Below are 7,203 nucleotides of genomic sequence, written 5' to 3' on the forward strand. Positions count from 1 at the left end.
CTCCCTTTCTCTCAGAAATTCTCTTTAAATGAGGCGGGCCTTTTCCTGCCCGCCTCTGTTTCATGTATTTTCCTGTTACTGGCCCAAAATGGCGCTTACTTTTTCGTTCATTTCAGCAATTCCGTCATCTACAGACATGCCGCCTGTCATAATTGCATCATGTGCTTCATTTAAAACGGTTTCGATTTCAGAGCTCTTAGGATTAACCGGCATTTCTAAGTACAGATTGGAAGTATTGAGAGCTTCCACACTGGTTCCGTCTTCCTTGGGGAATCCGTCTGCGCTTGATACGAGATCAGCTACTGTGCTGTTCATAACAGCCGGGATGGTGCCTGTTTTAGCAAGGATTTCTGCTCCGTCTTTTCCGCTGACAAAGTTGATGAATTCCCATGCCAGATCCTTGTTAGGAGCATTGGCCGGAATTGCAAGAGCTGTAATGGTTGCAAGAGTGGAACCGGCTTCAACGCCTTCTGCGTGAGGATATTTTGCAATTCCCCAGTTGCTGACATCGGTATATTCTCCGGTACGGATCTTTTCCATTAAGGTGGAGATAAACCATGTGCCCATGTTCATGGTAGCAATGTTACCCTGTGCAAATGCGCCGGAGTAATGCAATCCGCTGGTCTTTAAGGTAGCATAATCCTGGCACACTCCATCTTCCTGCTGGTTAAGAACCATTTCATAATAAGGCTTTAAGAAGTCATAAGTTCCGTCCAAAATAGTATGCTTGCCGTCTAAAACACCGAAAAGCTGTACTGCTGATCTCCATGTATGGTAATGGGAACCGAAAACCTCCTGTCCGGGAGTGTCAACGGCCAGGCTTCTTACCATGGCATCATACTGTTCAAAAGTCATATCATTGGTGGGATATTCAACGCCTGCTGCATCAAATATATCTTTGTTGTAGAACATAACCCAGAAGTCATTGCGGAAGGGAAGTTCATATAACTTTCCGTCAACTGTAATCTGGTCTGTAAGGCCCTTGTACTGGGATAAGTCAACTCCTGCAGACTGGATGTAGCTGTCCAAAGGTTCTAACACGCCCTTATTAACCAGGGTCATATAGCCGGGAACATCCTTTACGGTAACAACATCAAAGTCAGATCCGCTTCCTGTCAGCTCTGTTGCCAGAACCGTCTGATAATCGGTAGAGCCTAAATCCACCATCTCTATTTTTACATCGGGATTAGCTGCTTCAAAGGCATCGATCAAAGGCTGGTAATAGGTGGTGGCGCCGATATCCCATACAGACCATCTTAAGGTCGTCTGGCCCCCTGCCGCTCCTGAAGTTTCTGCCGTTGTCTCTGCTTTTGAAGTTTCTGCGCTTGCTGCTGTTGTTTCCGCAGTACCGCCGCCGCATCCGGCCAGGCTGGCTGCTGCCAGTGCACAAGCCAAAGCAATGCTGAGTGTTCTTTTTTTCATTGTATTCCCTCCTGATTTGAATTTGTTTTCCAGTAAACCTGTCTCGTTTTCCCAGGCATTTACTATAACTGAATTATAACTGAAACCTGAATTTTAAAGAATGGAATATATCTCGATAAAATGTTCATTTCTTGTTCATACTTTTTCCTGCCTTTTGAAAACATGTATTTTTTTATGATAAACAGTTAAATTTCTCTTTTGTATACAAATCGACGTGGTTTCAATGAGAAACAGGCTGTTTTTTATTGACTTTTGATAAGAAATAAGCTAACTTTGTATTGATTCACCCCTTAAACACTACTTTTAAGAAGGGAACCTTTACCATGTGGAAAACATTCATCCCAAGGACCATACGGGGTAAAATCATGCTCCTTACGGCTGCCATCACCCTGCTCATCACTGTTTTGACTACAACAGTCTGTTTCTCGGTTTTCCAGTCCTTTTTGAGAAAAAACCAGATTCAGTCCACAGAATTCAGCCTTCAGGTAGTGAGCAATAACATTGCCGCAGATATGAAGGATATCATTTTTTTCAGCAAATGGTGCTTCTCCAATGATACCATACTGGATTATCTGGAAACCTTTAAAAATCAGGATAAGCTTCCCACCATTTCCAAAGACACGGACAACTTACGCCCTGTGGCCCTTGCCACCCACAGCCGTTTAAAGGAAGAGTACTACCGTGCCAACGAATACATGTCCAGGGTCATCATTTCCTCCAATAATATAAATAATTTTCTCCAGGTTTCCGCAGCAGCTAACGATTCCCCCTCCTATTCCGCCAGGGCCATCAACCAGGAAAGCTTTTTTAACCGGCTTTATGAAGCCAATGATTTTCTCTGGGTAGGTCTGGTGAAAGATACTCTTCCAAAGACCAGCAGGGAACCGTACATCCCCATTGTGCGCCCGGCCTACAATAGATTTGATTCAGAGATCATCGGCTGGGCCTATGTGGAAATCTCCTCCCGGCTTTTTACCGACTACTTGTCCGCCTATCCTCTTCCTTCGGACAGCATGCTTTTCATTACCCTGGGAGAAAAGATTTATGAGTTTCATGCAGGCGAATGGCGGGAAATTCAAAAGCCTTACACCAGTGAAGTGAAGCTGGCTGAAAGCAATGCTTTATCAAAAGGAACCCAGGTTCTTTCCGTAACCATGAAGGACGGGGAGAAACGGATTTTAGTGGAGCGGCCCGTGGAAGGAATGGAGGGCTGGAGCCTGTCTCAGGTCCTTTCTGAGCAGCAGTTCAGCCAGCAAAAGTATCTATATACCCTGCTGATCATGGGAATCTGTTTTGCCATTGTCTCCCTCGGCGTTTTGCTGGTCTTCCTTTTAAACAGGATTATTATGGAGCCCATCCACAAGCTCAGCCGGAAAATTGACGGTATCTCTGCGGGAGACTTCTCTCTGGACCGGTCTATGGAATGGGATCACGAGCTGGGACAGGTTGGCCGGGGAATCAACAACATGTCCGAAAACATTGCCACCCTGATGGAAAAGCGGGTGGATGATGAAAAGCAGAAGAAGGACTTAGAATACCAGATTCTGCAAAGCCAAATCAACCCACATTTTCTCTACAATACCTTAAACTCCATTAAATGGATGGCGACCATACAAAATGCAGGGGGAATCGCAGACATGATCACGGCCCTGGCACGGCTTTTAAAAAACATATCCAAGGGGACTGCTTCCATGATATCCTTAAAGGAAGAGCTTGCCTTGGTAAAGGATTATTTCCTGATCCAGCAGTACCGGTACGGCGGCAGCGTTGCTATTGAATACTCCATTGAATCCGAGGATTTGTATGATTGTGAAATTCACCGCTTTACCTTGCAGCCCATTATAGAAAATGCCCTGTTCCACGGAATTGAACCAAAGGGAAGGGCCGGAACCATTGTGGTGACAGCCGAAACTGCCATGGTTTCCTCTCAAAAAGCCCTGAAAATAACTGTAAGGGACAACGGCATCGGCATGTCCCAGGATACCATAGACAAAATTCTCCATGAGGATGGGGATACCCAGAACAAAACAGAATTCTTCCGCCACGTTGGAATCAATAATGTAAATAAACGGATTCAGCACGACTTTGGCCCTGAGTACGGCATCACCATTACAAGCCAGCCAGGGGAATTTACCGCCATGACCATTTTAAGACCATATGTGGTTCATTTGGAAAATACATCATCAGGAAAGGAAGGCTTATGATAAAATTATTGATCGCAGATGATGAACCTTTGGTTCAGATCGGAATAAAATCCATGTTAAACTGGGCGGATTACGGGATTGAAATCTGCGGTGCCGCCATGAACGGGAAAAATGCCCTGGAAATGATTGCGGAGTATTCTCCTGAGATCGTCATTACGGACATCCGCATGCCAATTATGAACGGACTGGAGCTGGCAAAGGCCTGCCGGGAAACCTATGGGAACATTCCTGTTTTTATATTTCTTACCAGCTATGAGGAATTCCAGCTCATTAAGGAAGCCATGTCCTATGAGGCGGTGGACTATTTGATCAAGCTGGAATTAAACGCCGAAGCTCTGTCGGAAACCATTAAAAAGGCCCTTTCCCGTCTGGAAACTCTCCAGGTTTCCATGGAATATAAAAATTCAGGCCGCCCCCTTTTACAGAGCTATTATGAGAAATTTTTCATGCGGCTTTTACACAATCTTTTTGACAGCGAAGAACAGTTCGAGCTGCAATCCAGGGATTTAAAGCTTGATTTTACGGATCAATGCTATGTTACCGCTCTTTGTGAAATCAGGGAAGAAAACTACAAGGATATGGATTATACAAAGCTTATGAATTTATATAACAGCACCCTGCAAATGGCAAAGGAAATTATCTGCAAGCATGTTCCCGCCTATGTGGTTTCCCTGGATATGAAGCATTTTGCAGTGATTTTCCACCTTTCTTCCCAGGAAGATTACCGGGAGGAAGCGGTTTTACAGGCTCTCCACAATGCGGCCCAAATGGTTCACAACTACTTTAATGTGACAGTCTTTACAGGAGTAGGGACACCGGTGAGCCCGCCTTTAAAAATCAGCGAATCTTATCAGGAAGCCCGCCAGGCCAAGAGTCTGGCAGAAAGCCGGCAGCCTGTGGTGTTTTTCACTGATAATGATACGGCTTCTATCCGCAACTCCTTTAATATCTCTGTTTTTAAAAATGATATGACCAAAGCTTTTAATGAGTTTGATACCGATGTGCTGTTTCACGCCCTGACGGAAATCATCGGACTGTTTGAATCCCATCCCGCCCGTTATCTCCAGGCGGCAGATGGGGCCTGCAACCTTCTTTACTTAGCATTATCCCTTCTGCCTGACGGGGAAGAAAACATGACTGAAATTTTCTCTTCCTACAGTGACGGCTACCGCTCCATTTACCGTTTTTCCAGTGTGGATCAGATTGTGGAATGGATGACCGTTTTCCGGGACGGGCTGTGCCAGGTGCTCAAATCCAAACGAAAGACCTACAAGGCCCATGTGATCACCAATGTGCAGAAATATATTGACAATCATGTGGCAGAAAAGTTAAGCTTAAACGAGGTGGCCGGGGTCTTTGGATTAAGTCCCAATTACTTAAGCATTTTATTTAAAAAGAACAGCAGTCTGGGCTTTTCCGAATACATTGCCCAGGCAAAAATAAACAAGGCAAAATCCATGCTTTTGGAAGAAGATATGAAAATATATGAGGCAGCGGATAAGCTTGGCTTTGAAAGCGCTTTTTACTTCAGTAAAGTATTTAAAAAGGTCACCGGACTTTCCCCCAGGGAATTTATACAGCAAAATACCATCAGCCCTCAGAAAAATGATTAAGGAGCACACACCATGATTACTGAAATTGCAGACAGTCTGAAAAACCCGTTAACTGCCTTTACCCCTTATTCCCCTGCCTCTGACCGGAATGCCTGGGAAAGCCTTCCCTCGGATTTAAGGGCAAGGCTCATAAAAAACGGAGAAGAACTTCTGAATTTTCATTACCCCTCTCTCACTGCCACAGATTACATGGAATTTTCCAGAAACGGAAACAGAAGCCGTTTTCAGGATAAGCTGTTTTTAAGAAGAACGGCGCTGAATGGTCTGATTCTGGCTGAATGTGCAGAGCACGAGGGACGTTTTCTCGATGACATTATAAACGGCCTCTATATGATCTGTGAGGAAAATGCCTGGCAGCTTCCAGCCCATAATTCCTATATCCGGGATACGCCTCAATTCAACCTGCCTGATGTGACCCGGCCTGTCATTGACCTTTTTGCTGCGGAAACAGCCTCTGTATTGGCTGTTGCAGAATACTTATTAAGGGAGGAGCTTTCAGCAGTCAGCCCATTTCTTTCTAAAATGATCAATAAAAATCTGGAGGAACGGATTTTTACTCCTTATCTGGAGCAGCATTTCTGGTGGATGGGCGATGGAGCAAGCAAGATGAACAACTGGACCGTCTGGTGCACCCAGAACGTGCTTTTAGCCGCCTTTACCAGAGAACTGGATGAGTCAAAGAAGCTGGAGATCGTGAAAAAGGCCTGCAAAAGTGTGGATTATTTTCTGGCTGAATATGGGGAAGACGGCTGCTGTGATGAGGGCGCCCAATATTACCGCCATGCCGGGCTGTGCCTCTTTAACTGTCTGGAGGTTTTAAACGGAATTTCCGGCAATGCTTTCCTTCCTGTCTATGATACAGAAAAAGTTAAAAATATTGCCTCCTATATCTTAAATGCCCATGTAGACGACATTTATTATGTGAATTTCGCCGACTGTTCTCCTGTTGCCGGACGGTGTAATGCCAGAGAATTTTTATTCGGCAAGCGGACCCATAACAAGGAGTTAATGGCTTTTGCTGCTTCGGATTATCAGCATAGTGAAGACCCTTTGACAACAGATGAGCACAATTTGTTTTACCGGCTTCAAACCGTGTTTACTCATGGGGAAATGATGGAGTTTGAGAAAAATCCACAAATTTCCCATAAGGATTTCTGGTATGAAAGCGTTGGAATCTTTATAGCACGGGATGAGCATCTTTATCTGGCTGTAAAGGCGGGGGACAATGATGACAGCCATAATCACAATGATACAGGAAGCTTTACCGTATATAAAGACGGAAAGCCTATGTTTATTGATATTGGCGTGGAAACTTACACCAAAAAGACCTTTTCTCCTGACCGCTACGATATCTGGACCATGCAGTCCCGTTATCATAACCTTCCTGCATTTTTTGATGGGGAGACAGAGATCATGGAAAAAGCCGGGGCGGAATACCGGGCAGAAGAAGTATCCTGCCAGCTTGGAGACTCCATTTGCAGCATTTCCATGAACTTGGCAGCGGCATATCCGGATGAAAGGATTCTTTCTTACAATCGCAGTGCCGTGCTGGAGAAGGGAAAACAGATCACTATATGCGATCATTATGAAGGGGCGCTTCCCAATCCTGTATTGTCCCTTATGTTTTATGATGAGCCTGTTTTAAACGAAAATTCCGTACAAGTGGGGAATCTTGGAAGCTTTACCATTGAGGGAGCATCAGAAATAAGAAAAGAAGTGATCCCCATTACAGATGAGCGGTTAAAGACTGCCTGGAAGCATGATGTTTACCGGCTGCTGGTTACTATGGAAAATCAGGATTTGGTTTTAACTATCTGGTAAATGCGGAAGAAATCACTCCATGAAAGGATTAAGCGCCTGCCTTGGCTGATAAGTACAAAGGCAGACAATGCTGTTTTCTTGTCAAACAGAAACCGCTGCCCGGCTGATCAATCGTCCAGCCCCGCAGCGGTTTCTGTCTGAAA

4 protein-coding genes are annotated in these 7,203 nt (G+C 44.8%); 3 read left to right on the forward strand and 1 reads right to left on the reverse strand.

Annotated elements, in window-relative coordinates; all coding sequences use genetic code 11:
* Nucleotides 1-75: 75 nt before the first annotated feature.
* Nucleotides 76-1,422 carry an ABC transporter substrate-binding protein gene (locus V7M78_RS06895; protein ID WP_333647766.1) on the reverse strand — a complete coding sequence of 449 codons (1,347 nt, stop codon included), beginning with the start codon at nucleotides 1,420-1,422 and terminating at the stop codon, nucleotides 76-78.
* A gap of 323 nt (nucleotides 1,423-1,745) precedes the next feature.
* Between V7M78_RS06895 and V7M78_RS06900 the strand changes: the two genes are divergently transcribed.
* The 3 genes from V7M78_RS06900 to V7M78_RS06910 are packed head-to-tail and all read left to right on the forward strand — an operon-like array spanning nucleotide 1,746 to nucleotide 7,060.
* Complete coding sequence (locus V7M78_RS06900) at nucleotides 1,746-3,626, forward strand: sensor histidine kinase (RefSeq protein ID WP_333647768.1); 1,881 nt, start codon at nucleotides 1,746-1,748, stop codon at nucleotides 3,624-3,626.
* On the forward strand, nucleotides 3,623-5,239 hold the full coding sequence (locus tag V7M78_RS06905; protein ID WP_333647770.1) for a response regulator: 1,617 nt from the start codon (nucleotides 3,623-3,625) through the stop codon (nucleotides 5,237-5,239). Before V7M78_RS06900 ends, V7M78_RS06905 begins: the two co-directional genes overlap by 4 nt.
* Before the next feature lie 12 nt (nucleotides 5,240-5,251).
* Nucleotides 5,252-7,060 carry a heparinase II/III domain-containing protein gene (locus tag V7M78_RS06910; protein WP_333647771.1) on the forward strand — a complete coding sequence of 603 codons (1,809 nt, stop codon included), beginning with the start codon at nucleotides 5,252-5,254 and terminating at the stop codon, nucleotides 7,058-7,060.
* Nucleotides 7,061-7,203 lie beyond the last annotated feature (143 nt).

It is taken from the genome of Lacrimispora sp. (assembly GCF_036758025.1).
Classification (GTDB): Bacteria; Bacillota; Clostridia; order Lachnospirales; family Lachnospiraceae; genus Lacrimispora.

What these genes read in the sequence shown, in the direction of transcription:
- V7M78_RS06900 (WP_333647768.1), top strand. Translation starts at nt 1,746, where the DNA reads ATGTGGAAAACATTCATCCCAAGGACCATACGGGGTAAAATCATGCTC.
- V7M78_RS06910 (WP_333647771.1), top strand. Translation starts at nt 5,252, where the DNA reads ATGATTACTGAAATTGCAGACAGTCTGAAAAACCCGTTAACTGCCTTT.
- V7M78_RS06905 (WP_333647770.1), top strand. Translation starts at nt 3,623, where the DNA reads ATGATAAAATTATTGATCGCAGATGATGAACCTTTGGTTCAGATCGGA.
- V7M78_RS06895 (WP_333647766.1), bottom strand. Translation starts at nt 1,422, where the DNA reads ATGAAAAAAAGAACACTCAGCATTGCTTTGGCTTGTGCACTGGCAGCA.